This window comes from Micromonospora sp. NPDC047793 (genome assembly GCF_040642635.1).
GTDB lineage: Bacteria > Actinomycetota > Actinomycetes > Mycobacteriales > Micromonosporaceae > Micromonospora.
This window is the reverse complement of the sequence record NZ_JBEYSG010000001.1, coordinates 833,490-856,543: the sequence shown is the minus strand read 5'-3', so window position 1 is coordinate 856,543 and position 23,054 is coordinate 833,490. Positions and strand designations below refer to the sequence as shown.

Below are 23,054 nucleotides of genomic sequence, written 5' to 3'. Positions count from 1 at the left end.
GCCCTCGACGGGCAGCGCCGTTAAAAGGGGTCCCCTGCTATGCACGAGGCGTTAGCAGGGGACCCCTCCTTTCATCCGGTCAGTACGAGTAGAAGCCCTGGCCGGTCTTGCGGCCCAGGTCGCCGGCGGTGGCCATGCGCTGGAGCAGTTCCGGCGGGAAGAACTTCTCGTCACCGGTGTCGGTGTAGATGTTGCGGGTGGCGTTGAGCAGCACGTCCACGCCGGTCAGGTCGACGGTGGCGAGCGGCCCCATGGCGTGCCCGAAGCCGAGCTTGCAGGCGGTGTCCAGGTCCTCGGCGGAGATCACGCCGGTCTCGACCAGCCGGACCGCCTCCATCGCCAGTGCGGTGATCAGCCGGGTGGTGACGAAACCGGCGATGTCCCGGTTGACCACCACCACGGTCTTGCCGATCTCCTCGGCGAACGACTTCGCCGTGTCGAGCGTGGCGTCACTGGTCTTGTAGCCCCGGATCAGCTCGCAGAGCTTCATCATCGGCACCGGCGAGAAGAAATGGGTGCCGACGACCGCCTCGGGCCGTTCGGTGACCGCCGCGATCTGGGTGACCGGGATGGCCGACGTGTTGGTGGCCAGCACCGCGTCGGACTTGCAGATCTTGTCCAGCGCGCGGAACACCTCGTGCTTGATCTCCAGCCGCTCGAAGACGGCCTCGACCACGATGTCCGCGTCGGCCGCCGCCTCCAGGTCGGTGGTGGCCGTGATCCGTCCCAGCGCCGCCTCGGCGTCATCGGTGGAGATCCGGCCCTTCTCCGCGAACTTCCCCAGCGACGTACGGATGCCGTCCAGACCGCGCCGGGTGGCCGCGTCGTCCAGGTCCCGCAGCACCACCTGCCAGCCCGCCTGTGCCGCCACCTGTGCGATGCCCGAGCCCATCAGCCCGGCGCCCACGACCGCGAGTCGACCCGCCATCTGATACTCCCTCGCTGCGATTTCGAGTGTCTTCCTGCACCCTAGTCGGCGAGCCTGAACGAAGGCTAAGGAGGCTCAGATGGTCAGTTCGGGTTCCTCCGGCGCGGTGGCCCGCTCCACCTCGATGCCGAGCGCCCGCAGGTCGGCCACGAAGTCGGGGTACCCCCGGTCGACGTGGTGCACGTGCGACACCTCGGTCACCCCGTCGGCGCAGAGCCCGGCGATGATCAGTCCCGCGCCGGCACGGATGTCGGTGGCGCGCACGGGTGCGCCGGAGAGTTGCTCGCGTCCGCGTACGACGGCGTGATGGCCGTCGGTCTTGATGTCCGCGCCCAGGCGCATCATCTCGTTGGCGAACATGAACCGGCCGTCGAAGATGTTCTCGGTGATCAGGGACGCGCCCTCGCTGAGCGCGGCGAGCCCGATCGCCATCGGCAACAGGTCGGTGGCGAAGCCCGGGTAGGGCAGCGTCACCACGTCCACCGCCCGGGGGCGGTCGTCCATGCGTACCCGGAAGGCGTCCGGCCGCGTCTCCACCAGGCCGCCGGCCGCGACGACCTTGTCCAGCGCGACCTCCAGGAAGCCGGGGTCGAGACCGGTCACGGTCACGTCGCCACAGGTCATCGCCGCGCCGAAGGCCCAGGTACCGGCGACGATCCGGTCGCCCACCGTGGCGTGCCGGACCGGTTGCAACCGGGGTACGCCGACGATGGTGATCGTGGAGGTCCCCTCCCCCTCGATCACCGCGCCCATCCGCTGGAGCATGGTGCAGATGTCCACGATCTCCGGCTCGCGGGCGGCGTTCTCGATCACGGTGGTGCCCTCGGCCAGCACCGCGGCCATGACCAGGTTCTCGGTCGCGCCGACGCTCGGGAAGTCCAGCGTGATCTCCGCGCCCCGCAGGCCGTCCGGCGCGGCGGCGATCACGAAGCCGTGTTCGCCGGAGATGTCGGCGCCCATCCGGGTCAACCCGGAGATGTGCATGTCCAGACCGCGCGAACCGATCGCGTCGCCGCCCGGGTGGGCCACCCGGACGTAGCCGCGCCGGGCCAGCAGCGGCCCGAGTACGCAGATCGACGCCCGCAGCCGGCGGACGAGGTCGTAGTCGGCCTCGACGCCGGGCTGTTCCGGCACGTCGATGGTGACCGAGCGGGACCGGGCCACCCCGCCGACGGCGACCATCGGGTCCACCGGCTCGTCGGCGTCGAAGCGCACGCCGCAGCCGAGCCGGCGCAGCACCTCGCCCATGATGGCGATGTCGGTGATCCGGGGCACGTTGGTGATCACCGTCCGGCCCGGCGCCAGGAGCGCGGCGGCCATCAGCTTCAACGCGGAGTTCTTCGCCCCCACCACGTGCACGGTGCCGGCGAGCCGGGCTCCGCCGCGTACCCGGATGACGTCGACGTCGGCGACCGCCGCGTCACCCGCGTCACCCGGGCCGACCCCGCTGGACCAGCCCGTACCGGCTGTCGGCCGAGTCGGGATCGTCAGGTCCGGTATCCGTAGGCTGTGCGTCATGGCCGTCCACCTCACGCGCATCTACACCAAGGCCGGCGACGCCGGCATGACCAGGCTGAGCAACAACGAGCAGGTGCCGAAGAACGATCCACGGATCGCCGCGTACGCCGACGTGGACGAGTGCAACGCCACCATCGGCATGGCGCTCGCCCTGGGCGGGCTCGACGACGGGTTGCGAGCGGTGCTGGGGCCGATCCAGAACGACATGTTCGACGTGGGGGCGGATCTGTCCACCCCGGTCGAACCAGACCCGAAGTACCCGCCCCTGCGGGTGACCGAGGAGTACGTCGAGCGCCTTGAGGGCTGGTGCGACGAGTACAACGGGCGCCTGAGCAAGCTCGACTCCTTCATCCTCCCCGGCGGTACCGCGGGTGCGGCACTGCTGCACGCGGCGCGGACCGTCGCCCGGCGCGCCGAGCGGTCGGCATGGGCCCTCGTCGCACACGACCCCGACCGGACCAGCCATCTCCCGGCAAAGTATCTCAACCGGTTGTCGGATCTACTCTTTATTCTGGCAAGAACGGCAAATCCGGACGGAGACGTGCTATGGGTTCCGGGCGGAGGTCGTTGACGCTCGGAGCACTGCACCACGTGGAGGTCTGGGTACCCGACCTGGGCGTCTCGATGCGCAGTTGGGGCTGGCTCCTCGGCCAGTTGGGCTGGACCCCTTTCCAGGAGTGGCCGGCCGGTCGGTCCTGGCGGCTCGGCCCGACGTACCTCGTCCTGGAGGAGTCCCCCGCGCTCTCCGGGCGGCGTCATGACCGTCTCGCGCCCGGCCTGAACCACCTGGCCTTCCACGCCGGCCCGCCGGCCGCCGTCGACCGCCTGGTGGCCACTGCTCCCGGGTACGGCTGGACGCTGCTGTTCCCGGACCGCCACCCGCACGCCGGTGGCCCCGACACGTACGCCGCCTACCTGACCGACGGGCAGGGGTACGAGGTGGAGTTGGTCGCCGCCACCTCGTGACCCCCGCCCGGCCGGCCGGGACGAGCCTCGCTCAGCCGGCCACGGCGCGGAAGACCGGGTAGTACCCGCCGGACTGGCCGGCCGCCGTCGGGTGGTAGGAGACGCCGATGTTGGCGAAGTTCAGCGCGTGCAGCCACTTCTCGCCGTAGCTGCAGAGCTGGTGGCCGACGAACTGGGAGCGGACGTCGGCGAACGCGAAGCCGGCGGCCAGGGCGGCGGTGCGGATGATGTCGTTCACCAGGTTGATGCCCTCGTTGATCTTCGTGCGGGAGGTCGCGCTGAGTCCCGCGCAGATCGTGCCGAGCTGATAGAAGACCGGGTAGGCGGTGACCACCACCCGGGCCGACGGTGCCCGACTCCTGATCCCGTCGTAGACGGCCCGGAGCAGCCTCGGCAGGTCGGCTCGGGCCTTGGCCTGTGCCGCGTCGACCGCGGCGACGCATTCCGTGGTGCCCTGGAGCACGCAGGTGCTCATGATGGTGCCGAAGCCGACGTCGTTGCCGCCGACGGTGACGCTGACCAGCGTGGTCCGACTGGCCAGGGCCGAGAGCTGGGTGTTGACCACGCTGGTGGTGGTGGCGCCCGAGCAGGCGACCGAGCGGTACGACGCCGGGCCGACACGGGTCGCGTAGAGCGCCGGATAGGCGGCGGTGCTGCGTTGGCAGGAGCCGCTCTCGGAGGTGTAGCTACCGGCACCCACTCCGGAGGCGTACGAGTCGCCGAGGGCCACGTAGTGGTCGCTCGGTGCCGCCTGGGCGGGGGCGGCGGTCAGGCTGAGGGTGGTGGCGAGGGCGACGACCATGCTTGTGGCAAGCGTCGCCAGACGGGTTCTCCGCACGTCGTTACTCCGGGGTAGCAGGGGGACGTTCGGAGATTGATATCACTAGATATCGATGAAGGGAAGATCTCTAGGCGATTCCACCGGACACCCGGGCGAGATCTGGCACGGATGTGCCACCACCGCACGGGCACGGTGGTGGCGCTGAGGTCGGTTACCGGGACCGGTCAGACGGGCGGGAGCGACACACCGGGACACGGCCGGACACGGCACACACCCGGTGCGTGCCGTTGAGACACGAGATCGATCAGGCGGCGGGCCAGTCCTGCGACGAGGCCAGACGCGGCGAGGCCGCCCCCGGAGGGGCGGCCTCGAGCCAGGAGAGGAATCCGGTGACGGTGGATCGCGCCATGGCGATCTCGACCGGAGCATGTCCGCTGCTACACCGGAGGATGATCCAGTCCGAGGGCATGGACATTCGCTCCTGCCCCTCGGGCAGGCGCCGTCGATCCACGGTCAGCCCCTCGCGGCACAGCACCCGCTTGGGCCGCACCGCGAAACTGACCAGGCGGTACCAGCGGAGCTCGTCACCGGCGAAGCGGCCGAAGCCGGGCGCCCAACCACGGCCGTCGAGCATGGTGGAGGTCCGCACGCTGAGCCGGATGATCCCTCCGCTACGGGTCACCAGCGCCCGCCGGGCGAAGAGGACCAGGATCGCGCCGAGGATCACGGCGACGCCGATTCCGACCCCTTCGACGATCTCCATCGGCGGGTCGGCTCAGTTGCCCTGAGCGGCGGAGGCCCGGGTCGCGGTCTCGGCCAGCACAGTCACGCCCCGCTCGTTCACCGAGAGGAAGCCGCCGGCCACCTCGTAGACGACCTGCTCGCCGCCGGGCAGCTTGATGCGGACCTGGCCGGAGTCGGCGAGCTGGCCGAGCAGGGGCGCGTGCCCCGGCAGCACACCCAGCTCACCCTCGGTCGTACGGGCCATGACCATCTCGGCCTCGCCCGACCAGACCTTCTCCTCGACGGCCACGAGCTGGACGTTAAGGTGTTGTGCCACGCTGTCTCCTTGCTGAGGCGGCGGATTGGGGAAAGTCTAGTCGCGGCCCTGACCTGTGCTTCATGCGGGTGCCGGGAGCCACGCCGCGATCAGCCCTTGTTGACGAACTTGGGATGTTCGAGCAGGAACGGGTCCAGGAGTTCCCGCTCCAGCGCGACGAAGAAGTCGTCCACCTCGGGCTCGAACCGCTCGCCGAGGTAGTTGCCGTTCTGCAGGATCCCGCCACCCGGCAGCTTGATCATCTGAATGTTGCCGGGCCGGATGTCCTTGAGCGCGAGGCCGAAGTCGATCACGCTGTGCCCCCGGCCGCTGAAGATCAACGACTCACCGGCCGCCCGCAGCACCCGGTCCAGCTTCACCGGGTTGGTCACCACGTCGGCGCTGAGCGCCTGACCGGCCATCGCCTTGACGAACTGCTGCTGGTGCCGCTGCCGGCCGTAGTCACCGTCCGGCACACCGTTCTCCGGGTAGCGCTGGCGGACGTAGTCCAGCGCCTGCCACCCCTGCAGGTGCTGCTTGCCCTTCGGATAGATCGCCTGCGGCCCGATGTAGCCCCCACCGCCGGGCCGGCCCTCACGGTGCTTGCCGTCCGGCTGGCGGTGCCGGGAACGGACCTCCCGCTCGATGTTCATCGTGACGCCGCCCATCGCGTCGACGATCTTCTGGAAGCCGGAGAAGTTGATGATCGCACCGGCGTCGAACCGCTCGATGCCGGTGACCTTCTGCGCGGTGAGGGCGAGCAGCTCGAAGCCGCGCGCGGCGTCCGGCTTCCCATCGGGCACCCGGCTGCCGAAGGACATCGCCGCGTTCAGCTTGGTGGTGCTGCCGTTGAAGTTCGCCTTGGGGAACGCGGGGATCTCGACGTAGAGGTCCCGGGGCAGGGAGAAGAGGTACGCCCGGTCCATCTCCTTCGGCACGTGCAGGATCATGATGGCGTCGCTCAGCGGCGGCCGGTCGTCCCGGACCGGGTCGATGCCGACCAGCAGGATGTTGAGCGGGCCCTCGATGTCGCTCTTGGCCTCGCCCGCCGCCTGGTCACCGAAGAGGTCGGCCTTGCCGATCGCCCCCTCGTAACGGGCCATCAGCGCCTCGGCCCCCACCAGCGACGTGCCGCTGACCATCATCAGCACCACGCCGAAGATGGTGCAGAGCTTCGCCCACAGCGGTACGCCCCGCCAGATCGACGTCTTCTTGCCACCACGCGTGCCGCGCGTACCGCCCCTGCCGGCCTTGCCCACAAGCTTCTCCGTTCGTCGCGTCCCCGGGAGGTGTACGGGTCCGCGTAGCCGAAAGGTTTAAGTCGTTCGCCGCTCATCCGCGCCTGAGCTGCACTAGACGGTATCTCGGGCACGGCGTGATCGCCGAGCACGGGAAACCGGGCAGCCAGGATGGTACGTCCCGTAGATGAACGAAAGGCCGTCCCGGCGTGAACCGGGACGGCCTTTCTTCGTTCGAACCGAAGGGTCAGCCCTTCATCAGCTCGGCGGCCTTCTTCTCCAGGTCGTCGAGCCCACCGCACATGAAGAACGCCTGCTCGGGGAAGTGGTCGTACTCACCCTCGCTGATCTTCCGGAACGCCTCGATGGTCTCCTTGATCGGGACCGTCGAGCCCGGCACACCGGTGAACTGCTCCGCCGCGTAGGTGTTCTGCGACAGGAAGCGCTCGATCCGACGGGCCCGCTGGACCGTGATCTTGTCTTCCTCGGAGAGCTCCTCGATACCGAGGATGGCGATGATGTCCTGCAGGTCCTTGTAGCGCTGGAGGATCCGCTTGACCTCGCTGGCCACCTGGAAGTGCTCCTGGCCGACGAACTCCGGGGCGAGGATCCGCGACGAGGACGCCAGCGGGTCCACCGCCGGGTAGATGCCCTTGTCGGAGATGGACCGCTCCAGGTTGGTGGTGGCGTCCAGGTGGGCGAAGGTGGTGGCCGGGGCGGGGTCGGTGTAGTCGTCCGCCGGCACGTAGATCGCCTGCATCGAGGTGATGGCCTGGCCCTTGACGGAGGTGATCCGCTCCTGGAGCTCGCCCATCTCGTCGGCGAGGGTCGGCTGGTAACCCACCGCGCTGGGCATCCGGCCCAGCAGGGTGGAGACCTCGGACCCGGCCTGGGTGAAGCGGAAGATGTTGTCGATGAAGAGCAGCACCTCCTGCTTCTGCACGTCACGGAAGTACTCCGCCATGGTCAGCGCGGAGAGCGCGACGCGCAGCCGGGTGCCCGGCGGCTCGTCCATCTGACCGAAGACCAGCGCGGTCTTGTCGATGACGCCGGACTCGGTCATCTCGTGGATGAGGTCGTTGCCCTCACGGGTCCGCTCCCCCACACCGGCGAAGACGGAGGTACCACCGAAGTTCCGGGCGACTCGGGTGATCATCTCCTGGATGAGCACCGTCTTGCCCACGCCGGCACCGCCGAACAGGCCGATCTTGCCGCCCTTGACGTACGGGGCGAGCAGGTCGATGACCTTGATGCCGGTCTCCAGCATCTCGGTCTTCGGCTCCAGGTCCGCGAAGGCCGGGGCCTTGCGGTGGATGCCCCAGTGGTCGTCGGCGGAGATGGTCTCGCCCTCGGTGAGGTTGAGGCACTCGCCGATCGCGTTGAAGACGTGGCCCTTGACCGCGTCGCCGACCGGCACCCGGATCGGGAAGGCGGTGTCCCGCACCTCGGCGCCCCGGACCAGACCGTCGGTCGGCTGCATCGAGATCGCGCGGACCAGGTTGTCACCCAGGTGCTGGGCGACCTCCAGGGTCAGCGTCTTCTCGCCACCGGAGAGGGACACGTTCACGTGCAGGGCGTTGAAGAGGTCCGGCATGGCGTCGCGCGGGAACTCGGCGTCGACGACCGGGCCGATGACCCGGACCACGCGACCGGTGGCGGTCGTGGTCTCGGCTGGTCCTCCAGCAGTGGAAACAGTCATCACACTTCACTTCCCGACGCGGCCAGCGCGTTGGCGCCGCCGACGATCTCACTGATCTCCTGGGTGATCCCGGCCTGGCGGGCCGAGTTCATCTCACGCGTGTACTTGTCGATCATCTCTTCGGCGTTGTCGGTGGCGCTCTTCATCGCCCGCCGCCGGGCCGCCGACTCGCTCGCCGCCGACTCCAGCAACGCCGCGTAGATCCGCGTGTTGATGTACTTCGGCAGCAACGCGTCGAGCAGTTCCTCCGGGTTCGGCTCGAACTCGTAGTCGGGCAGCAGCCCGGGGGCCGCCTCCGACCGAGGCCGCTCCTCCACCTGCAGCGGACCGATGATCCGGGTCACCGGCGTCTGGGTCATCAGGGACTTGAACTCGGTGAAGACGATGTGCAACTCGTCCACCCCGAGTACCCCGTCCGCACCCGGACCGCCGTCGAGGTCGTCCGCGCCGGCCGAGAACGCCTTGACCAGCGTCTCGCCCACCTCGCGGGCGTCGGCGAACGACGGCTGCTCGGAGAAGCCGGTCCAGCTCGCCTCGATCGGCCGGTTACGGAACCGGTAGAACGAGACGCCCTTGCGACCGACGACGTAGAGCACCGGCTCCTTGCCGTCCTCCTTGAGCCGCGCGACCAGCGACTCCGCCGTCTTGATGGCGTTGGAGCTGTAACCGCCGGCCAGACCCCGGTCGGCGGTCACCAGCAGCACGCCCGCCCGCCGCACCCGCTCGCGCGGGGTCAGCAACGGGTGGTCGACCGACGCGTTGGACGCCAGCGCCGTGAGCACGCCGGTGATGGCCCGGGCGTACGGCAGGGACGCCTCCACCCGGGCCTGGGCCTTGGCGATCCGGCTCGTCGCCACGAGCTCCATCGCCTTGGTGATCTTCTTCATCCCCTTCGCCGAGCGAATGCGTTGACGAAGAACACGTACCTGCGCCGCCATGGCCCGGCCCTAACGCTTCTGGGCCGGCGCTGCGCTGTAGCGGGTGACCGTCTCCTGCTCGGCCTCGCCCTCCAGCGGCGCCGCCGGCGCCTCGTTGATCGTGCGCTCGTCCTCCCGGCCGAGGAAGCCCTGCTTGAACTCCGTGACGGCCGCGTCGAGGGTGGCGATGATCTCGTCGTCCCACTTGTTGTCCGCGATCGCCAGCAGCGTGGCGTTGTGCTTGCGCCGCAGGTGCTCCAGGAACTGGGTCTCGAAGCGCCGCACGTCGCCGACCGGAACGTCGTCCAGCTTGCCCTCGGTGCCGGACCAGACCGCGATGACCTGCTCCTGCACGGAGTACGGCGAGTAGTTCGGCTGCTTGAGCAGCTCCACCAGGCGGGCACCACGATCGAGCTGGGCGCGGGAGGCCTTGTCCAGGTCCGAGGCGAAGGCGGCGAACGCCTCCAGCTCGCGGTACTGGGCCAGGTTCAGCCGCAGCGAACCGGAGACCTTCTTCATCGGCTTCACCTGCGCCGCGCCACCGACCCGGGAGACCGAGGTACCGACGTTGATCGCCGGCCGGACGCCCTGGTTGAACAGGTCGGTCTCCAGGAAGATCTGACCGTCGGTGATCGAGATGACGTTGGTCGGGATGAAGGCCGAGATGTCGTTGGCCTTCGTCTCGATGATCGGCAGACCGGTCATCGACCCGCCGCCCATCTCGTCGGAGAGCTTCGCGCAGCGCTCCAGCAGACGGGAGTGCAGGTAGAAGACGTCACCCGGGTACGCCTCACGGCCCGGCGGGCGACGCAGCAGCAGCGACACGGCCCGGTACGCCTCGGCCTGCTTGCTCAGGTCGTCGAAGACGATCAGGACGTGCTTGCCGCCGTACATCCAGTGCTGACCGATGGCCGAGCCGGTGTACGGGGAGAGGTACTTGAAGCCGGCCGGGTCGGAGGCCGGGGAGGCGACGATGGTGGTGTACTCCATCGCGCCCGCCTCCTCCAACTGCCCCTTGATGGAGGCGATGGTGGAGGCCTTCTGGCCGATGGCGACGTAGATGCAGCGGACCTGCTTCGTCGGGTCGCCGGAGGCCCAGTTCTCGCGCTGGTTGAGGATGGCGTCCAGGGCGACCGTGGTCTTGCCGGTCTTCCGGTCACCGATGATCAGCTGCCGCTGGCCACGACCGATCGGGGTCATCGCGTCGATGGCCTTGATGCCGGTCTGCATCGGCTCGGAGACGGACTGCCGGGCCATCACGTTCGGGGCCTGGAGCTCCAGCTCGCGGTAGCCCTCGTCGGCGATCTCGCCGAGGCCGTCGATCGGGACGCCGAGCGCGTTGACCACGCGCCCCAGGAAGGCGTCACCGACCGGCACGGAGAGCACCCGGCCGGTGCGCTTGACCCGCTGGCCCTCTTCGAGGCCGGCGTAGTCGCCCAGGACGACGACACCGATCTCGCGGACGTCGAGGTTCAACGCCACGCCGAGCGTGCCGTCCTCGAACTCGAGCAGCTCGTTGGTCATGGTCGAGGGCAGGCCCTCGACGTGGGCGATACCGTCGCCGGTGTCAGCGACGGTACCGACCTCTTCACGGGAGACGTCGGGCGAATAGGAGGAGACGTAGCGCTCCAGGGCGCCGCGGATCTCCTCCGTCGAGATGGTCAGCTCGGCCATCCTCTGCTTCCTTAAGTATCAGGGGCCCGGGATACCTAGTACCGACCGGTCCTCGGGTCGACTGTTATTCCGGGCGCTTCGCGGGGTGCTGGTCAGCGCTTCGCGAGCGCGTTGCGGGTCTCGTTGAGGCGACGCAGGATCGTCCCGTCGTACAGGTCCGAACCCACCCGGACGCTCGCTCCGCCGAGGATCGTCGGGTCAACCGTAAGCTTCACCGCGACCGCCCGGCCGTAGATGGCCGAGAGCTGGTTGGTGAGCCGGCTCTCCTCCTCCGCGGTCAGCGGGGCCGCGACGGTCACGTACGCGACCTGACGGTCACGGCGCTCGGCCGCCAGCTCCACCAGCCGGGACAGCGCGGCGGAGAACGACCGACCGCCGAAGCCGGCCAGTGCCGCCTCCACCAGTCGCACCGTCACCGGCCGTGCCTTGCCCGTCAGGAGCATCCCGATCAGCTCGGCCCGCTGGGCCACCGGTGCCGCCGGGTCGGACAGGGCGTTGGAGAGCCGCCGGTCCGCCGCGACCACCTGGCCGAAGCGGAACAGCTCGTCCTCCACCTCACCGAGGTCGTCGGCGCGGTCCGCGCTGGCGAGCAGCGCCTGCACACCGAGACGCTCGGCACCGTCGAGCAGCTCCGACGGTGCCGACCACCGGCCGGCGACCAGTGCACCGAGCAGGTCGAGCGTGTCCGCGCCGACCTTGCCGGAGAGCACCGAGGTGAGCAGGCCGCTGCGGTCCGCACCGGCACGGGCCGGGTCGGAGAGAGCCCGACGCAGCCGGACCTCCCGCCGCAGCAGGTCCGCCACGGCGAGCAGCTCGGCACCGGTGGTGGCGAGAGCCGTCGAATCGGCGCCCCGGACGTACTCCTCCAGCCGCTGACTCACGGCGGTGTAGGACTCCCGGCTGGCGGCCTGCATCAGCGGGCCCCCGCGCTCTCGAGGTCGGTGAGGAACCGCTCGACGGTGCCCTTGCGGCGGGCCTCGTCGGCGAGCGACTCGCCCACGATCCGGCCGGCCAGGTCGACCGCGAGACCGCCGACCTCCGCGCGCAGCTCGCGCACGATGGTCTCACGCTCCACAGCCAACGAGTCCCGGCCGGCGGCGATGATCCGGTCGGACTCCTCCCGCGCCTTGGCGAGGATGTCGGTGCGGATCGACTCGGCGTCGGCCCGGGCGTCGTCCCGGATCCGTGCCGCCTCGGTACGCACCTCGGCGAGCTGGGCACGGTACTGCTCGAGCAGCTGGTTGGCCTCAGCCTGCGCCGCCTCGGCGCGCTTGAGGCCACCCTCGATCGCTTCGACCCGCGCCTGGTACATCGCCTCGATGCGCGGCATGACGAACTTCAGCAGCACGAAGCAGAGCAGGGCGAAGGCGATCGTCCCGATGACCAGCTCCTGCCACAGCGGCACGAGCGGGTGGTGCTCCACACCTTCGGCGGCGACAAACATTTCAGACCTCCGGGTCGGGAAGCGGACGGTCAGTTAACGGCGAAGGCGAGCACCAGGCCGAACAGGGCGAGCGCCTCGACCAGGGCGAAGCCCAGGACCAGCCAGGTCCGGTTGTAGCCGGCCGACTCGGGCTGACGGGCGCTGGAGTTGATGTACGCCACGAAGATCAGGGCCACGCCGATCGCGGGGCCGACAGCGGCGAGGCCGTAGCCGATCGTGTTGACGTTACCGCTGATCGCAGCAATAGCACTCATTGCGGGTATTCCTCCTGTTTGACACGTGAGGTTTCACGCGTACCGGTCGTACCTGAAGCTTTGGGCGGGTGCCCCGCGAAAAGGATCAGTGTTCGGTTGCGAGCGCCGATCCCATGTAGTTGGCGCTCAGCGTGACGAAGACGTATGCCTGCAACAGCGCGATCAGCACCTCGAAGAAGGCCATCACGATCGCCATGATGAACGAGAAGATCGAGGTCGCCTGGATGAAGATGTTGTCCGAGGCGAGCAGCACGAAGCCACCGATGGTGAAGACCAGCAGGATCAGGTGACCGGCGAACATGTTGGCGAAGAGACGCACCGCCAACGTGACCGGCCGGTTGATGAAGGTCTGCAGGAACTCGATCGGGATCAGCAGGATGTGCATCGGCCACGGGATGCCCGGCAGGATCAGGCTCTGCTTGAGGTAGCCGCCCACGCCGTGCGTACGCATGCCCATGTAGATGTACATCACGTAGGTGATCGCCGCGAGCACGATCGGGAAGGCGATGTGCGAGTTCGGCGAAATCTGCAACCCCGGGATGATGCCGAAGAGGTTGGTCAACGCGATGTAGCAGAAGAGCACCGTGAAATAGGGCGCGAACTTGACGCCCGCGCTGCCCATCTGTTCCTTGGCGATGTTGTCCCGGACCAGGCCGTAGATCGACTCCGCCATCCACTGGCCCTTGGTCGGCACCAGCTTCGGGTTCCGATAGGTGACCATGAAAAAGATGATCAGCAGGCCGACGGCCAGCCAGATCATGAGGGTGAACTTGGTGACGAATGGGCCGGCCACTTCCGGCAGATAGAAGTCCGAGACCCCCGGGGGCCAGGGCAGCCCTTCAGCGGCGACAAGCTGTGCGCTCACCGTGTCATCCTCCGCACTCGACAGACCCGCGTGTGCCGAAACTCAGGCACCGAGCCTCTTCATGATCAGGTAGATCGCTCCGGCTGCGCCGAGCATCATGCCCACGCCGATCCCGATGCCGGTCGGCAGGCCGAGGAGCGTCCCCGCCAACCAGCCGAGGAATCCCCACACGAGGATGCCGGCGAGCAGGTAGCCAAGAACGGCTCCGGCAACGCCTTCCGACGAGTGCTCGTCGGAGCTTCCGCGATGAGGGTTGTCGGCCATGACGAGGCGAACTTTATCAGCCGGGGGTTTCGCGAGTGTGCGGCACCCCCCACACTGCGAGCAGCGTGCGGGCAATCGATACGGCGCCTCAGCCGCGCTCAGCTTACTCCTGCACGGCCCGCCGGGAAGGGGGGCGAAACGCCGGGCGAACACCGGCCGTACGGTCAGTGACCCGACGCCCGGTCGACGGTGGGCAGCGGGGAGCGCCAGGCCCAGGTGGTGTGCGCGACGATCCACACCAGCACGCCCGCGATGATCGCCACCCCCATGTCGGGCAGCCCGGGCCAGCCGGCCTGCGCCACGGCGGCCATCACCACGCCCAGGAACACCATCTTGGTGGCGTAGGTGACCAGCCCCACCGGCATGACCATCTTCGGGCTCACCGCGTCCGCCCAGGCCACCGAGAACCCGGAGACCAGGTAGCTCACCATCACCAGACCGATCCCGGCGGCCACCCCGGCCGCGCCGGTCGGGCCCCGCAGCAGCGCGGCGACCGGCACGCCGACCACGGCCAGCCCGGCACAGGCCAGCAGCGGCAGGCGCAGGTGCGGCAGGCGGGCACGGATGGCGCCGGGCTCCCCCGCACGAGGCGCGGTCATCGGGCGTACGCCGGGAACTCGGCGACCAGCTCGGCCACGTCGGAGGCGACGCGGGCCAGCTCGTCGGTGCCACCCGGAGCCGCCGGGTCGGTGCGTACCGCCCGGGCGATCAGCTCGGCGACCTGGCGCATCTGCGGCTCGCCCATGCCCTGCGTGGTGACGCTCGGGGTGCCCACCCGGATGCCGGAGGCGACCATCGGCTTCTGCGGGTCGTACGGGATGGCGTTCTTGTTCAGTGTGATGGTCGCCGCGTCGCAGCGGGCCTCCGCCTGCGCTCCGGTCACCCCGGTCTCCCGCAGGTCGACCAGGGCCAGGTGGGTGTCGGTGCCGCCGGAGACCGGCCGCATCCCCTCCGCCGCCAACCCGTCGGCGAGCGCCTGCGCGTTGGCCACCACCTGCGCGGCGTACGTGCGGTACTCCGGCTGCGCCGCCTCGCGCAACGCGACGGCCTTGGCCGCCACCGCGTGCATCAACGGTCCGCCCTGGGTGAACGGGAAGACCGCCTTGTCGATCCGCTCGGCCAGCGACTCGCGGCAGAGGATGATCCCGCCGCGTGGACCGCGCAGCACCTTGTGCGTGGTCGCGCAGACCACGTCGGCGTACGGCACCGGGGAGGGGATGGCCTGCCCGGCGACCAGCCCGATGAAGTGCGCCGCGTCCACCATCAGGTACGCGCCCACCTCGTCGGCGATCTCCCGGAACCGGGCGAAGTCGATCAGCCTCGGGTACGCCGTCGCGCCACAGATGATCATCTTCGGTCGGTGCGTGCGGGCCAGGTCACGAAGATCGTCGTAGTCGATCAGCTCGGTGTCCCGCCGGACGGTGTAGCCGACCGTGTCGAACCACTTGCCGGAGAAGTTCACCCGGCTGCCGTGGGTCAGGTGCCCGCCGTGCGGCAGTTCCATCGCCAGCACCGTGTCACCCGGCTGCACCAGCGCGGCGTACGCGGCCAGGTTGGCGCTCGCGCCCGAGTGCGGCTGGAGGTTGGCGTGCTCGGCGCCGAACAGCTCCCGGGCCCGGGCGATGCCGAGTTCCTCGGCCCGGTCCACCTGGGCGCACCCGCCGTAGTAGCGCCGACCCGGATAGCCCTCGGCGTACTTGTTGGTCAGCGTCGAGCCGAGCGCGGCCAGCACCGCCGGGGAGGTGAGGTTCTCGCTGGCGATCAGTTGCAGACCGCCGCGCAGCCGGTCCAGCTCGCCGAGCACCACCTCCGCGATCTCCGGATCCGTGGTGCTGAGCTGCTCGAAGTCGGGCCCCCAGAAGGTGCCCTTACCGGTCTCCACAGCGCCCGAGTCTATTCGGCCGCAGACTGGAGGCCGTGAGATGTCTGGTGACCGGTGCGACAGGCTACATCGGCGGGCGGCTGGCGCCGCACCTGCTGGCCGAGGGACACACCGTGCGCTGCCTGGCCCGGCGGGCCGGACGGCTGCGGGACGTGCCGTGGGCCGGGCAGGTCGAGATCGCCGAGGGGGACCTGAGCCGGCCGGAGAGCCTGGCCGGGGTCTTCGACGACGTCGACGTCGCGTACTACCTCGTGCACTCGCTCGGGCAGGCCGGTTTCGAGGACGCCGACCGGCAGGCCGCGTCGGCCTTCGCGACGGCGGCCCAGGCGGCGGGCGTACGCCGGATCGTCTATCTCGGGGGGCCGGAACCGGCGGCCGGTGACGCCTCCTCGGCGCACCTGCGCTCGCGGACCGAGGTGGGCCGGATCCTGCTGGGCAGCGGCGTGCCCACGGTGGTGCTGCGCGCGGCGGTGATCATCGGTTCCGGCTCGGCCTCGTTCGAGATGCTGCGTTACCTGACCGAACGGCTGCCGGTGATGGTCACCCCGCGCTGGGTGTCGAACCGGGTGCAGCCGATCGCCGTCCGGGACGTGCTGCGCTACCTGGTCGGCTGCGTGGGCCTGCCGCCGGAGGTGAACCGGGCCTTCGACATCGCCGGCCCGGACGTGCTCACCTTCGGCGACATGATGCAGCGGTACGCCCGGGTCGCCGGACTGAGCCGCCGGGTCCTGCTGCCGGTCCGCGCGTTGACGCCCCGGCTCTCCTCGCACTGGGTCGGTCTGGTCACCCCGGTACCGAACGCCCTCGCCCGTCCGCTGGTGGAGAGCCTGGTGCACGAGGCGGTGGCGCACGAGCACGACATCGCGGCGTACCTGCCGGACCCGCCGGAGGGGTTGACCGGCTTCGACCGGGCGGTCGATCTGGCGCTGGCCAAGGTCCGCGACGCCGAGGTGGAGACCCGCTGGTCGTCGGCGGCGGGCCGGGACGCCCCGGCCGAGCCGCTGCCCAGCGACCCGCACTGGAGCGGCGGCAGCGTCTACACCGACGTGCGGGAGCAGCCGGTGGCGGCCTCGCCGGAGGCGCTGTGGCGGGTCGTCGAGGGGGTCGGCGGCCAGCACGGCTGGTACTCGTTCCCGCTGGCCTGGTCGGTGCGCGGCTGGCTGGACCGGCTGGTGGGCGGCGTCGGGCTGCGCCGGGGCCGGCGGAATCCGCACCGGCTGCGGGTGGGCGAGGCGCTGGACTTCTGGCGGGTGGAGGAGATCCTCCCCGGTGAGCTGCTCCGGCTGCGGGCCGAGATGCGGCTGCCCGGCCGGGCCTGGTTGGAGATGCAGGTGCGGCGCGACGACGACGGGCAGGTCCGGTACCGCCAGCGGGCCGTCTTCATTCCCAGGGGCCTGGCCGGGCACGCGTACTGGGCGGCGGTGGCGCCGTTCCACGCGGTGGTCTTCGGCGGGATGGCCCGCAACATCGCCGCCGACGCCGAGCGGACCGCCGTCGAGGCGCCACCGGCGGCGCGCTGACCGTCGCCCGCTCGCTCAGTCGCCGCTGCGGGTGGTGGTGTACCGCCACGCGGTCGTCTCGCTGGGCGGCACGAAGTCCCGGGACGGCACGTCGCGCAGCGCGAAGGCGAGGATCTCCCCCACCCCCTCCACCATCCGGCTCTGCACCGCCCGGCCGACCGCGTCCTGCGGATCGTCCGGGTTGGCCGCCATCGCCGCCGCCGCGAGCTGCGGGGTGAAGGCCACCACGGTCTCCGTGGCGTACCGCTCGGAACTGCCCGTCTTGCCGGCCACCGGCCGACCGAGCTGTCCGCGCAGGGCGGTGGCGGTGCCGCCGTGGCAGCCCTGGTACATCGACTGGTCCCCGACCGGGCAGCGGGCGGCGTCCGCCGCCGCGCGGGCCACGTCCACGTCGAGCACCTGGCGGCAGTCCGGTTGGCCCGCGGTCACCCGGCGGCCGGTGCCGTCGACGATCGAGGTGACCGGGGTGGGCGCGCACCACGTCCCCTCGGCCGCCAGCGTGGCGTACGCCCCGGCCAGGTCCAGCGGGGTGGTGGCGGCCACCCCCAGGGTGAACGGCCCCCACTCGCGCGCGCCGTGCCGGGCCAGCCGGACGTCGTCCTCGGCCCGCAGCACGATGCCGAGCCGCTCGGCCATCTCCACCACGCGGTCCGCGCCGACCCGCTCGGTCAGCCAGACGAAGTACGTGTTGACCGACTCGCCGAACGCGGACCACATGTCGTGCTCGCCGCGCATCGAGGCGCTGGCGTTCGACGGGCACCAGTACCCGCCGCAGTTCGTCTCGCCGCTGATCCGGTAGTCGGTGAGGATGCGGGTCGGCGCGTCGTAGACGGTCCGCAGCGGCATCCCGGCCTCCAACGCGGCCAGCATGGTGAACAGCTTGAACGTCGAACCGGCCTGGTACCCGACGATCGTGCCGCCCCCGGCGACGAGCTGGTTGACCGTGTTCGGGTAGTTGGTCTGCCCGTGCGGGTTGGCCGCGACGCTGTAGTTGCGGTTGACCGACATGGCGAGCACCCGACCGGTGCCGGGCTCGACGACCGCCGTCGGCATGGCATGCGGCTCGTCCACCGAGTAGACCCGCCGCACCTGCTCGGTGGTGGCCCGCTGCACGCTCGGGTCGAGCGAGGTGACGATGGTGAAGCCGCCCCGGCGCAGGGTGCGCTGCCGCTCGTCGACCGTGCCGCCGAACGCCTTCTGCTCGTTCCACCAGCGGGTGAACCAGTCACAGAAGAAGCCCCAGTCGTTGTGTCCCGAGGGCACCGCCGTGCAGTCGTTCGGCGTCTCGCTGGGGCGCAGGTTCAGCGCTTCCGCCCGGGCCGCGTCCGCCACCTCGCCGGTGACCTGACCGGTGGCGACCAACTGGTCCAGCACGTACCCCCGGCGGGCGGTGGCCGCGTCCGCGTCACCGTTGATCGGGTCGTCGGTGTGCGGGGAACGGACCAGCCCGGCCAGCATCGCCGCCTGTGCCAGCGTGAGCCGGTCCGGCGAGGTGGAGAAGTAGCGCTTGCTGGCGGCGGCGACGCCGTACGCCCCGGCACCGAAGTACGCGATGTTGAGGTACCGGGCCAGGATCTGGTCCTTGGTCAGCTCCCGTTCCAGCGCCAGCGCGTACCGCATCTCCTGGATCTTGCGGGCGGTGCTCACCTCGGTGGCCGCCGCCCGTTGCGACTCGGTCAACCGGGGGTCCGTGCTCAACACGTTGCGGACGTACTGCATGGTCAGCGTGGAGGCACCCTGCCGGGTGCCGCCGGAGCCCTGGTTGGCGGCGAAGGCCCGCGCCACGCCCCGCAGGTCGACGCCGCTGTGCTCGTGGAACCGGACGTCCTCGGCGGCGATGATGGCCTGGCGCATCACCGGGGCCACCTCGTCCAGCGGCACGTCCACCCGGTCCTCCTGATAGAAGGAGGTGATCAGGGTGGTGCCGTCCTTGGCGTACAGGTTGGACCGCTGGGCCGTGGGTGGCGTCCGGAGTGTGTTGGGCAGCTCGGTGTACGGCTCGGCCACCGCCGAGAAGCCGATCCCGAACACCAGCGCGGCCGGCAGTGCCGCCACCGCCAGCGCCAGGCCGGCCAGCGTGCCGGCCAGCAGAACGGTGAACACTTTCGGCAGGAACGCCCGGGTCATCAGCTCTCCCCGCAGGAGCCGTCAGGACCCTCCCAGAATGGCGCTAACCACCCTTTACGCCTCGGTTTTCCTCAAACCCGGAGGTAATTCACCGATCAGGGCAGCAGGATCGCCGCGAGCGGATGGATCGTCTCCTCGATCTCGTCCGCCACCCGGCTGAAGCACTGGTCGCCGCGTCCCCACGGATCGTCGAGGTCGTCGCTGGGCAGCAACGACGTGCCCTGACGGGCGACGTTCGCGGCCTCCACCACCGCCACGCCCCGGGCGTACACCGCGTCCGGGGTGGCCTCGACCGAGGGCAGTCCGTCGCGGTCCAGCGCGGTCAGCAGCCGACCGAACTCACCCAGCACGAAGGTGCGCGCGGCGGCGTCGGGGCGCAACGCCACCACGTACTCCTGCTGGTCGGCGGTGGCGGTCAGGACCAGGTCCGCGGCGTCGATGTGGTCGGAACGCAGCTTCCGCGCGGCGAAGCCGCTCACGGTGCCGCCCCGGGTGGTCACCTGGCGGGCCGCCGGCGGGTTCATCTCCTCGCCCGCGTGCCAGCCCCCGGTGCCCGCGCTGTGGCTGTGCAGCAGCTCCTCCACCCGGCCGGGGTCCAGGTCACGCCGGGCCAGTCGCTGGCCCACCGCGAGGGTGAGCAGCCGCTCCGCCATCGGCGAGCGGCAGATGTTCCCCATGCAGACGTGCAGGACGGTGAACGGAGGCATTCACGCCACCCGGCTCTCGACCAGCTCCGGCACCACGTCGCGCAGCCGGGCCAGGTCGATGGCGCCCTCACGGACCATCGTCGGCACCTCGCCGGTCAGGTCGACGATCGTGCTGGGCAGCGGGTCGACGGCCGGTCCGGCCTCCAGGTACGCCCGCACCGAGTACGCCAGCTGCTCCCGCGCCTCGTCGGCGGTCTGCGCCGCCGGACGGCCGATCTTGTTGGCCGAGGCGACCGCCATCGGCCCGGTCTCCCGCAGCACCTCCAGCGCCACCGGGTGCAGCGGCATCCGGACCGCCACCACCCCGCTGTCGTCACCGAGATCCCACCGCAGGCTCGCCGAGTGCTTCACCAGGATGGTCAGCGCCCCCGGCCAGAACGCCTCCACCAGATCCCGGGCGGCCTGCGGCAGCGTGTAGACCAGACCGTCGAGGGTGTGTCGGGAGCCGATCAGCACCGGCGGCGACGCCTGCGTCCCACCCTTGGCGTCCACCAACGCCTTCACCGCGTACGGCGTGAAGGCGTCGGCACCGACCCCGTACACGGTGTCGGTCGGCAGGACGACCAGTTCGCCGTTGCGCACCGCCTCGATGGCCGCAGCGATGCCGCGGTCCCGGTCGGCGAGGGACCGGCAGTCGTAGAGCATCACGAGGAGCCAGTCTGCCACGTGTCGGCCGTCGCGGGTCGCCGGTGGTCCGTGCGACGGAACGCGGTGGCGAAACGGGAGCGGCCGGCGAGGTCGTGGTGCGCGGTGATCGCGGTGTACCGGCCGTCGGCGGCGAGCAGGTCGGGCACCGACGCGCCGTGGGTGTCGTCGTGCTCCACCCCGAGCGCACCACCGGGCCGCAGCAGGGCCGCCGCCCGCCGCAGCACCGGACGGATCACGGTCAGACCGTCGTCCCCGCCGAACACCGCCTCCGCCGGGTCGTGCCCGGCCACCTCCGGCGGTACGACCACCGCGAGCGGCACGTACGGCGGGTTGCAGAGCAGCACGTCCACCCGGCCGACCAGCTCCGCCAGCAGGTCCGGTGCGGTCACGTCGGCCGCCAGCACCTCGATCGGCCGGTCCCCCGCCGCCGCCCGGGTCGCCGCGTTGCGACGCAGCCAGGCCAGCGCGGCAGGCGCACGTTCCACCGCCACCACGCGGGCGGCCGGCACCTCCTGCGCCACCGCCAACGCGATCGCCCCCGACCCGCTGCACAGGTCCACCACCACCGGCGTCACCCCGTCGGCCACCCGCTCGGCGGCCCGCTCGACACCCCAGCCGGCGAGCAGCTCGGTCTCCGGGCGGGGCACGAAGACGCCCGGCCCGACGGCCAGTTCCAGATGCCGGAAGCCGGCGCTCCCGGTGAGATGTTGCAGCGGTTCACGCCGGCAACGCCGGCTCACCAACGCCTCGAAACGGTCGCGTTGCTCGTCGGTGAGACCGTCCGCGAGCGCCAGCCGTCCCCGGGGCACGGCCAGCACGTACGCGGCCAGAATCTCCGCCTCGGCACGGGCCGAGGGCACCCCGGCGTCGGCCAGCGCACGGGCGGCCCACGCCAGCACGACGGTGGGGCGCTCACGTCTCGTCCCTTCGGACGGGTGTTGCGGCACGGAGGTCACGCCATAATCATGAGTCGTCGCGGTGCACGTGCATAAGCGGGTGCATCCGGCGACACACCGACGGGAGGTCGCGGGTGGGCTGGCTCGACCGGGTCGATGACCAGGTTGACGCCCTGACGAAGGCGCGGGCGTTGCAGGAGGTGAGCCGCTCGGCCGAGGCGTCCGCGCTCCTGGATCGGGTGCTGTGCACCAGCAGCGACTCCCGGGTCCGCGCCGACGCGCTCGTCCAGCGGCTCTCGGCGTTGATCAATCTCGGCCGTACGGCGGAGTACACCCGGGCGATCGAGGAGGCGTCCGCCGCCGTCCGCGACCTCGCCGAGCCGTACCTGCACGGCCACCTCAACGCGCTGGCCGCGCTGGCCGCCCACCACCAGGGCGCGCTGGACCGCTGCGTGACGCACCTGGTGAAGGCCGCCCGGGCGCTGGGCGCGGTCGACGACCCGGACCGCGACACCGCCTGGGGCTGGCACGACCTGGCGATGGCGTACTCCTATCTCAGCTTCCACGGGTACGCGCTCGGTGCGATCGAACGGGCCCGTCAGCTCGGCACCGCCGCCGGAATCCCGGAGGAGACCTTCGCCGCCCCCGGGATCCGGCTGCGCAACGCGGTCGCCCTGGACCACACCGGCGACAGCGACGGGTGCCTGCGGGTCCTGCGGGACGTCGCCACCGACCTGGACCGGTTCGTCACCGCCGGCCGCGCCGACCGGTTGCGGCCGAGCAGCCTGGCCGCGTACGGCTACGCGGCGGCCCGCCGGGCCGCCCTCGGCGACGTGATCGACTCGCCGTCCGGGGCCGACCCGGCCCGGTTGCTCGGCCACGGCGCGGACAGCGCCCGGGCCCGCGACATGCGCCAACTCGGCCAGGCCTGCCTGGCGGTGGCGGCCGGTCGGCCGATCGAGGCGGTCACCCGCCTGGACGCCGTCCAGGTCTCCGCCGAGACGCTCGGCGCGGCCGAACCGGCACGCCTGCGCAGCATCGCGTTGGCCCGCGCCGGTGACCACGCGGCGGCGCACCGCGCCGACCGGCTGGCCTTCCGGCTCGCCGCGCAACGACACGACCGGCTCCGCGACGTCTACATCGACGGCATCGCCGCCCGGATCGACCACGAGGAGATGCGGCGCGAGGCGGCCCGGTTCGAGGGCGAGGCGCTGACCGATCCGCTGACCGGGCTGCCGAACCGGCGCCGTCTGGAGCGGTACATCGCCGCGGTGGTCGCCCGGGGCGAACGGGTGGTGATCGGCGTCTGCGACCTGGACGGCTTCAAGGCGGTCAACACCCGGCACGGCCACCACTCGGGCGACCTGGTCCTCCAGCGCGTCGCCGGGGTGATCAACCGGGTGATGCGCCGGGGCGACTTCGTGGCCCGCTACGGCGGCGACGAGTTCGTCGTGGTGCTGGCCGGTGCCGGGATGTCCGAGGCCGCCGAGGTCGCGCGCCGGATCGACGCCGCGATCCGGACCGAGGACTGGGAGTCGCTGGTGCCCGGCACGCCGGTCGGCGTCAGCATCGGCTTCGCCGAGGTGGGCGCCGCCGGGCCGGGACAACGCGACGCGCTCGGCGCCGCCTTCGAGGCCGCCGACCGCGAGATGTTGCAGGCCAAGGTCCGGCCGCGCAGCGCCTGAGC

24 protein-coding genes are annotated in these 23,054 nt (G+C 70.9%); 4 read left to right on the top strand and 20 right to left on the bottom strand.

All coding sequences use genetic code 11. From position 1 onward, the window contains the following. Window positions 1-79: 79 nt before the first annotated feature. Entirely contained in the window at window positions 80-928 is an 849-nt protein-coding gene (locus ABZ738_RS03925; RefSeq protein ID WP_131052253.1) for a 3-hydroxyacyl-CoA dehydrogenase family protein, read from the bottom strand. 75 nt (window positions 929-1,003) lie between these two features. Then, complete coding sequence (murA, locus tag ABZ738_RS03920; RefSeq protein WP_131052254.1) at window positions 1,004-2,446, bottom strand: UDP-N-acetylglucosamine 1-carboxyvinyltransferase; 1,443 nt, start codon at window positions 2,444-2,446, stop codon at window positions 1,004-1,006. Here murA and ABZ738_RS03915 point away from each other — a divergent pair. Both ABZ738_RS03915 and ABZ738_RS03910 read left to right on the top strand, forming a co-directional pair. Continuing rightward, window positions 2,445-3,017 (top strand): cob(I)yrinic acid a,c-diamide adenosyltransferase, encoded by a 573-nt coding sequence (locus tag ABZ738_RS03915; protein WP_131052255.1) that lies wholly within the window; start codon window positions 2,445-2,447, stop codon window positions 3,015-3,017. The genes murA and ABZ738_RS03915 overlap by 2 nt on opposite strands. Further along, window positions 2,993-3,412, top strand: coding sequence for a VOC family protein (locus tag ABZ738_RS03910; RefSeq protein WP_131052256.1), 420 nt, complete (start codon window positions 2,993-2,995; stop codon window positions 3,410-3,412). The genes ABZ738_RS03915 and ABZ738_RS03910 overlap by 25 nt, the downstream gene beginning before the upstream one ends. 31 nt (window positions 3,413-3,443) lie before the next feature. On the opposite strand, the gene ABZ738_RS03905 is transcribed toward ABZ738_RS03910, so the two are convergent. The 14 genes from ABZ738_RS03905 to glyA form a co-directional block, all read right to left on the bottom strand. Continuing rightward, window positions 3,444-4,250 (bottom strand): SGNH/GDSL hydrolase family protein, encoded by an 807-nt coding sequence (locus ABZ738_RS03905; RefSeq protein WP_357210748.1) that lies wholly within the window; start codon window positions 4,248-4,250, stop codon window positions 3,444-3,446. A 247-nt stretch (window positions 4,251-4,497) separates the two neighbouring features. Further along, on the bottom strand, window positions 4,498-4,956 hold the full coding sequence (locus tag ABZ738_RS03900) for a DUF2550 domain-containing protein (RefSeq protein ID WP_131052258.1): 459 nt from the start codon (window positions 4,954-4,956) through the stop codon (window positions 4,498-4,500). A gap of 12 nt (window positions 4,957-4,968) precedes the next feature. Further along, complete coding sequence (locus ABZ738_RS03895; protein ID WP_131052259.1) at window positions 4,969-5,253, bottom strand: F0F1 ATP synthase subunit epsilon; 285 nt, start codon at window positions 5,251-5,253, stop codon at window positions 4,969-4,971. 89 nt (window positions 5,254-5,342) lie between these two features. Next, window positions 5,343-6,491: an LCP family protein gene (locus ABZ738_RS03890; RefSeq protein WP_131052260.1), complete on the bottom strand. Its 1,149-nt coding sequence runs from the start codon at window positions 6,489-6,491 to the stop codon at window positions 5,343-5,345. Window positions 6,492-6,717: 226 nt separating this feature from the next. Then, window positions 6,718-8,169 (bottom strand): F0F1 ATP synthase subunit beta, encoded by a 1,452-nt coding sequence (atpD, locus tag ABZ738_RS03885; RefSeq protein ID WP_117225973.1) that lies wholly within the window; start codon window positions 8,167-8,169, stop codon window positions 6,718-6,720. After that, a complete protein-coding gene (locus tag ABZ738_RS03880) occupies window positions 8,169-9,107 on the bottom strand; it encodes a F0F1 ATP synthase subunit gamma (RefSeq protein WP_131052261.1) in 939 nt (312 codons plus the stop codon). Before ABZ738_RS03880 ends, atpD begins: the two co-directional genes overlap by 1 nt. Window positions 9,108-9,116: 9 nt before the next feature. Next, window positions 9,117-10,760, bottom strand: coding sequence for a F0F1 ATP synthase subunit alpha (atpA, locus tag ABZ738_RS03875; protein ID WP_357210741.1), 1,644 nt, complete (start codon window positions 10,758-10,760; stop codon window positions 9,117-9,119). A 92-nt stretch (window positions 10,761-10,852) separates the two neighbouring features. Further along, window positions 10,853-11,674, bottom strand: coding sequence for a F0F1 ATP synthase subunit delta (locus ABZ738_RS03870; protein WP_357210738.1), 822 nt, complete (start codon window positions 11,672-11,674; stop codon window positions 10,853-10,855). Next, on the bottom strand, window positions 11,674-12,204 hold the full coding sequence (locus ABZ738_RS03865) for a F0F1 ATP synthase subunit B (protein WP_131052264.1): 531 nt from the start codon (window positions 12,202-12,204) through the stop codon (window positions 11,674-11,676). Before ABZ738_RS03865 ends, ABZ738_RS03870 begins: the two co-directional genes overlap by 1 nt. Before the next feature lie 29 nt (window positions 12,205-12,233). Beyond that, complete coding sequence (gene atpE / locus ABZ738_RS03860; RefSeq protein ID WP_357210735.1) at window positions 12,234-12,458, bottom strand: ATP synthase F0 subunit C; 225 nt, start codon at window positions 12,456-12,458, stop codon at window positions 12,234-12,236. Between the two features lie 85 nt (window positions 12,459-12,543). After that, entirely contained in the window at window positions 12,544-13,323 is a 780-nt protein-coding gene (gene atpB, locus ABZ738_RS03855) for a F0F1 ATP synthase subunit A (RefSeq protein ID WP_131052265.1), read from the bottom strand. 42 nt (window positions 13,324-13,365) lie between these two features. Next, a complete protein-coding gene (locus ABZ738_RS03850; protein ID WP_131052266.1) occupies window positions 13,366-13,587 on the bottom strand; it encodes a hypothetical protein in 222 nt (73 codons plus the stop codon). A 164-nt stretch (window positions 13,588-13,751) separates the two neighbouring features. Next, on the bottom strand, window positions 13,752-14,186 hold the full coding sequence (locus ABZ738_RS03845) for a hypothetical protein (RefSeq protein WP_176095105.1): 435 nt from the start codon (window positions 14,184-14,186) through the stop codon (window positions 13,752-13,754). Continuing rightward, window positions 14,183-15,469, bottom strand: coding sequence for a serine hydroxymethyltransferase (glyA, locus tag ABZ738_RS03840; protein WP_131054806.1), 1,287 nt, complete (start codon window positions 15,467-15,469; stop codon window positions 14,183-14,185). The genes ABZ738_RS03845 and glyA overlap by 4 nt, the downstream gene beginning before the upstream one ends. Before the next feature lie 35 nt (window positions 15,470-15,504). Between glyA and ABZ738_RS03835 the strand changes: the two genes are divergently transcribed. Next, window positions 15,505-16,989 (top strand): SDR family oxidoreductase, encoded by a 1,485-nt coding sequence (locus ABZ738_RS03835; protein ID WP_131054807.1) that lies wholly within the window; start codon window positions 15,505-15,507, stop codon window positions 16,987-16,989. A gap of 15 nt (window positions 16,990-17,004) precedes the next feature. On the opposite strand, the gene ABZ738_RS03830 is transcribed toward ABZ738_RS03835, so the two are convergent. The 4 genes from ABZ738_RS03830 to prmC all read right to left on the bottom strand — a co-directional run bounded on the left by ABZ738_RS03830 (window position 17,005) and on the right by prmC (window position 21,427). Then, complete coding sequence (locus ABZ738_RS03830) at window positions 17,005-19,116, bottom strand: transglycosylase domain-containing protein (RefSeq protein ID WP_357210731.1); 2,112 nt, start codon at window positions 19,114-19,116, stop codon at window positions 17,005-17,007. Window positions 19,117-19,211: 95 nt separating this feature from the next. Further along, window positions 19,212-19,823 carry a phosphotyrosine protein phosphatase gene (locus ABZ738_RS03825; protein WP_131054809.1) on the bottom strand — a complete coding sequence of 204 codons (612 nt, stop codon included), beginning with the start codon at window positions 19,821-19,823 and terminating at the stop codon, window positions 19,212-19,214. Next, the gene (locus ABZ738_RS03820) at window positions 19,824-20,468 is read right to left on the bottom strand and encodes an L-threonylcarbamoyladenylate synthase (RefSeq protein ID WP_176095993.1); all 645 of its coding nucleotides are present in this window, start codon (window positions 20,466-20,468) and stop codon (window positions 19,824-19,826) included. Next, window positions 20,468-21,427, bottom strand: coding sequence for a peptide chain release factor N(5)-glutamine methyltransferase (prmC, locus tag ABZ738_RS03815; RefSeq protein WP_201272447.1), 960 nt, complete (start codon window positions 21,425-21,427; stop codon window positions 20,468-20,470). The genes ABZ738_RS03820 and prmC overlap by 1 nt, the downstream gene beginning before the upstream one ends. A gap of 74 nt (window positions 21,428-21,501) precedes the next feature. On the opposite strand from prmC, the gene ABZ738_RS03810 reads away from it, so the two are divergent. After that, window positions 21,502-23,052, top strand: coding sequence for a GGDEF domain-containing protein (locus ABZ738_RS03810; RefSeq protein ID WP_357210728.1), 1,551 nt, complete (start codon window positions 21,502-21,504; stop codon window positions 23,050-23,052). Window positions 23,053-23,054: the final 2 nt, after the last annotated feature.

Bases quoted from the DNA above. Each gene is read 5' to 3' on its own strand.
- ABZ738_RS03830 (WP_357210731.1), bottom strand. From the start codon at position 19,116: ATGACCCGGGCGTTCCTGCCGAAAGTGTTCACCGTTCTGCTGGCCGGC.
- ABZ738_RS03865 (WP_131052264.1), bottom strand. From the start codon at position 12,204: ATGTTTGTCGCCGCCGAAGGTGTGGAGCACCACCCGCTCGTGCCGCTG.
- atpD (WP_117225973.1), bottom strand. From the start codon at position 8,169: ATGACTGTTTCCACTGCTGGAGGACCAGCCGAGACCACGACCGCCACC.
- ABZ738_RS03925 (WP_131052253.1), bottom strand. From the start codon at position 928: ATGGCGGGTCGACTCGCGGTCGTGGGCGCCGGGCTGATGGGCTCGGGC.
- ABZ738_RS03870 (WP_357210738.1), bottom strand. From the start codon at position 11,674: ATGCAGGCCGCCAGCCGGGAGTCCTACACCGCCGTGAGTCAGCGGCTG.
- ABZ738_RS03845 (WP_176095105.1), bottom strand. From the start codon at position 14,186: ATGACCGCGCCTCGTGCGGGGGAGCCCGGCGCCATCCGTGCCCGCCTG.
- murA (WP_131052254.1), bottom strand. From the start codon at position 2,446: ATGACGCACAGCCTACGGATACCGGACCTGACGATCCCGACTCGGCCG.
- ABZ738_RS03910 (WP_131052256.1), top strand. From the start codon at position 2,993: ATGGGTTCCGGGCGGAGGTCGTTGACGCTCGGAGCACTGCACCACGTG.
- ABZ738_RS03900 (WP_131052258.1), bottom strand. From the start codon at position 4,956: ATGGAGATCGTCGAAGGGGTCGGAATCGGCGTCGCCGTGATCCTCGGC.
- ABZ738_RS03820 (WP_176095993.1), bottom strand. From the start codon at position 20,468: ATGCTCTACGACTGCCGGTCCCTCGCCGACCGGGACCGCGGCATCGCT.
- ABZ738_RS03915 (WP_131052255.1), top strand. From the start codon at position 2,445: ATGGCCGTCCACCTCACGCGCATCTACACCAAGGCCGGCGACGCCGGC.
- atpE (WP_357210735.1), bottom strand. From the start codon at position 12,458: ATGAGTGCTATTGCTGCGATCAGCGGTAACGTCAACACGATCGGCTAC.
- atpA (WP_357210741.1), bottom strand. From the start codon at position 10,760: ATGGCCGAGCTGACCATCTCGACGGAGGAGATCCGCGGCGCCCTGGAG.
- ABZ738_RS03880 (WP_131052261.1), bottom strand. From the start codon at position 9,107: ATGGCGGCGCAGGTACGTGTTCTTCGTCAACGCATTCGCTCGGCGAAG.
- ABZ738_RS03825 (WP_131054809.1), bottom strand. From the start codon at position 19,823: ATGCCTCCGTTCACCGTCCTGCACGTCTGCATGGGGAACATCTGCCGC.
- ABZ738_RS03850 (WP_131052266.1), bottom strand. From the start codon at position 13,587: ATGGCCGACAACCCTCATCGCGGAAGCTCCGACGAGCACTCGTCGGAA.